The 4,245-nt window shown below is 36.5% G+C and carries 3 protein-coding genes and 2 tRNA genes; all 5 read left to right on the top strand.

Annotated features, from left to right (window positions below):
• The first annotated feature begins 86 nt into the window (after positions 1 to 86).
• A tRNA-Leu gene (locus tag BGM26_RS14360) sits at positions 87 to 167 on the top strand.
• A 515-nt stretch (positions 168 to 682) separates the two neighbouring features.
• Positions 683 to 756 (top strand) — tRNA-Gly (locus tag BGM26_RS14355).
• 336 nt (positions 757 to 1,092) lie between these two features.
• Positions 1,093 to 1,995 (top strand): carbohydrate ABC transporter permease, encoded by a 903-nt coding sequence (locus BGM26_RS14350; protein ID WP_483297807.1) that lies wholly within the window; start codon positions 1,093 to 1,095, stop codon positions 1,993 to 1,995.
• Complete coding sequence (locus BGM26_RS14345) at positions 1,996 to 2,823, top strand: carbohydrate ABC transporter permease (RefSeq protein WP_217040462.1); 828 nt, start codon at positions 1,996 to 1,998, stop codon at positions 2,821 to 2,823.
• 83 nt (positions 2,824 to 2,906) lie between these two features.
• Positions 2,907 to 4,190: an ABC transporter substrate-binding protein gene (locus tag BGM26_RS14340; RefSeq protein ID WP_217040461.1), complete on the top strand. Its 1,284-nt coding sequence runs from the start codon at positions 2,907 to 2,909 to the stop codon at positions 4,188 to 4,190.
• Positions 4,191 to 4,245 lie beyond the last annotated feature (55 nt).

Raw genomic sequence — 4,245 nt, 5'->3', positions numbered from 1 at the left:
GCACAGGACTTAAAATCCTGCGGTAGGTGACTACCGTACCGGTTCGATTCCGGTTCTCGGCACTTTTTAATTTTATATTTTACTATGCCCGAGTGGTGGAATGGCAGACACGTCGCACTCAAAATGCGATGCCGAGAGGCGTGCCGGTTCGACCCCGGCCTCGGGTATCCTTAATGAAGGGCCTTCAACATTATGTTGGAGGTCTTTTATATTTAGAAAAAAACTTTCTCGACTTGTGAAGAACTTTATTAAGTTTGAAATGGCTGTTTTCGTAAACTTTGTTGCTTTTTTAGTATAATTTTATATCAACGGGCAAATTTTGAAGGATAAAAACAACAATATATGCGAAAAGAGCCTTTGAAAAAGAGTAGCTTTTTATGAATGATGAAGCTGCCCTATTTAAGGATAATCTATAGAAGCAGACTAAAATGAATAAACTGAAAATCAGTACTTGACGTTTAAGAAAATTAAGGGCATAATAATAAATAGTCGTGTTAACCGAAAAAACAACAAATTCCGACAAACGTTGGAGTTAGTGGATCGATAAACACTTAAATTATTTTACTTAAAATCGTGCATCTTCAGATGTCAGTTCTTTCCAGATACTCGTATCGAATAATAACAGGTAAACCTGTTTTTTATTTTTAAAAGTGATTCGACAAATTCTGAGTAAATTCTCAATGCGGGTGTAGTTTAGTGGTAAAACCTCAGCCTTCCAAGCTGATGATGAGGGTTCGATTCCCTTCACCCGCTCCATACATATCACAACGCAGTGTTTCGTTTCGAAAAGAACGAGGCATTGCGTTTTTTCATATTTCCATTTTTCAGATGAATTTAGCGAGCAAGCTAAGGTAAAAAATCTGGATGGCATATTTGATTGATCCTGAATTAACAGTGAAAGCCTTCTCTCCTTTAGTATTATTTCCTCTTTTCTTTTCGTAAATGTCAAAATATTTCACCATTTCGGTCAATCTGCTTACCCTAAATTACATGAATGTTCTTATATAATTGAAGAAAGCGATTACATACACATTAGGTGGTGGTATAAGATTGGACACTAATGGTGAATTGGAAAAAGTGATAAATAGGAAAATTGAAATTAAGAAGGTTCCAAAGAAGAAAGTTAAATTGAGAAATAGTTTAACTTATCTTGCATTTGTTGGACCAGCGCTATTATTTTTTCTTGTTATTCAAATTATACCTTTCATTATGGGGGTTTATTATTCCTTCACATCTTGGAACGGCGTTAGTTCGGCAATTGAATGGGTTGGATTTGAGAACTATAGAAAAATTTTTACCAGTGACCCGAATTTCTTCCGTTCATTCCTTTTTACAACAAAATTTATGCTTGCAGCTGTAATTATTAGTAATTTATTAGGGTTCAGTTTTGCCTTATTATTAAATTCAGCATTGAAGTCGCGTAATATTTTGCGTACTGTTTTTTTTATCCCAAATGTCATTGGTGGACTATTATTAGGTTTTATCTGGCAGTTTATTTTTGTAAAAGGATTTGCTTCGATCGGAAATTTAACAGGTATGGCTTTTTTTAAACAGCCTTGGCTAGGAGATGAAACGACTGCTTTCTGGGGGATCGTTATCGTGTTTGCTTGGCAAATAAGCGGATATATGATGGTAATATATATAGCGGCTCTACAGGGGGTAGACAATACGCTTTTAGAAGCTGCAAAAATTGATGGTGCATCCAACTGGACTCTTTTAACAAAAATTATTATCCCATTAATATTGCCGGCATTTACTATTTGTTTCTTCTTAACGATTTCAATGGCTTTTAAAATTTTTGATTTAAATCTCTCGTTAACAGGGGGCGGGCCATTTAACTCGACACAGTCGGTAGCAATTAATATTTATCAAGAAGCTTTCCAAAATAATAGATATGGTTTAGGGACAGCGAAGTCTATCCTATTCTTCCTAGTTGTAGCGATTTTCACGACAGTACAAGTATGGATGACAAAGAAGAAGGAGGTAGAGGCATAAATGGAACAAAAATATACAAAGAAAACATTTCTTCTTGAAGTAATTGGTATTATAATAGGAATCATTTTCCTCGTCCCCTTCTACTTTGTTTTAATAAATTCTGTTAAAGGGTTTGCTGAAATCTTAATTGACGCTGCTGCCTGGCCAAAGGAATTTTTATTCGCCAATTATGCGAAAGTTTGGGATATCATCAATTTCCCGAGAGCATTTTGGAATTCATTAATCATTACAGTAGTAAGTAATATTGGTCTTGTTGTGATTACTTCAATGGCTGCTTGGAAAATGGTAAGAACACCAGGACGGTTTAGTAAAATATTATTTATCTTCATCGTTGCAGCGATGGTTATTCCATTCCAAACAGTAATGATCCCTCTGATGAAGCTAGGAGGAACATTAAATCTCACTAATAGCATACCTGGTCTTATTATCATGTATTTTGGTTTTGGGGTACCTCTTTCCTTATTCCTTTACCATGGATTTGTGAAAACGGTTCCGATTGAAATTGAGGAAGCAGCAAGAATTGATGGCTGTAGCCAATTTGGTGTTTTTTGGAGGGTAGTGTTTCCTCTATTAAAACCCATAACAGTAACCGTCGTCATATTAAATACACTTTGGATTTGGAATGATTTCTTGTTGCCGCTGCTTGTGCTGCAAGATGCAGAATTGCGAACCATTCCACTAGCAACTAGTTCCTTTTTTGCTCAATATACAAAGCAGTGGGATATGGGGCTGGCGGCGCTTATGCTCGGTATCACCCCTGTTATTATCTTCTTCTTATTTTTACAGAAACATATTATTAAAGGGATCGCTTCTGGATCAATTAAGTAGTTATTAAGTTTTTGTAGCAAATAGAAATATAGAGCTATAAAACCTTATATAAAAAAATGTTTTAAAGGGAGGTCAATACGTTTATGAAACGATTTATTCTTCTTTTTGCATCAATGCTTCTATTCCTTGGTATTTTGGCAGGGTGTACATCTAAGGAAACTGCGAGTGACAATAAGCCAAAGGATGACTCAAAACCAGGTGATGAAACCGTTACGCTTAATTTCTTCCAGTTTAAGGTGGAAATTGCAGACCAGCTTCAAGCAATGATTAAGGAATTTGAGTCAGAACATCCAAATATTAAAGTGAAACTTGAAACGGTTGGCGGAGGCGCTGACTATGGGGCTGCATTAAAAGCAAAATTCGCTTCCGGCGAACATCCTGACATCTTTAACAATGGCGGTTTTAAAGAGCTAGAGCTATGGAAGGAGCATTTGGCAGATTTATCGAATGAGCCTTGGGCCGAGCATGTACTTCCAATTGGGAAAGTACCTATGACAGATACGGATGGAAAGCTTTATGGAATGCCAGTTAACCTTGAGGGCTATGGTTTTATTTACAATAAAGATTTATTTGAAAAGGCGGGTATTTCAAAAGCACCTACAACGATATCAGAGTTAAAAGAAGCTGCTGCAAAGCTTAAAGAAAGCGGGATTACTCCTTTCTCTGCTGGCTACGGAGAATGGTGGGTTATCGGTCAACACTTACTAAATATCGGGTTTGCACAGCAAGATGATCCAATCGCATTTATCGAAGGGCTATATGCTGGCACAGAAAAGATTGTTGGAAACGAAAAATTTAAGCAATTTAAAGAAGTACTAGATACAGAAATTAACTTTGGAAATGATAACCCTGTAACGACAGATTATAATACTCAGGTTACACTCTTTGCTTCTGGCCAAACAGCCATGCTCCAACAAGGTAACTGGACTGAGAATATGATTTACGAGATCAATCCAGATATCAACATGGCATTCTTACCAATTGCAATTAGTGATGATGAGAATGCGAATCGCTTACCAGTGGGTGTTCCTAACAACTGGGTACTTAATAAAAATTCTAAAAACCTTGAAGAAGCAAAGCTATTCCTCAATTGGATGGTATCTTCTGAAACAGGAAAACGCTACATTACGGAAGAATTTGCGTTTATTCCAGCATTCGATAATATTGAACCAACTGGTTTAGGTGCATTAGGTCAATCGATTTTAGAGTACTCTAAGGATGAGAAAACAATTCCTTGGACATGGTTCAGATGGCCAGATGGAGCGAACAAAGAATTCGCTGCAACGATTCAAGAATACGCAGCTGGAAAAATTGACTATGATACGGTTTTAGAGCGATTCCAAAATACTTGGGATAACCTAAAATAATTTGGTTGTTTTCGTAAACTTTGTTGCTTTATTAGTGAGATTTTATATAACAAGT

It is taken from the genome of Bacillus sp. FJAT-29790, from assembly GCF_019039215.1.
GTDB lineage: Bacteria > Bacillota > Bacilli > Bacillales > Cytobacillaceae > Cytobacillus.
The sequence above is the reverse complement of the archived record's forward strand: the minus strand, read 5'-3'. Positions and strand labels throughout refer to the sequence as shown.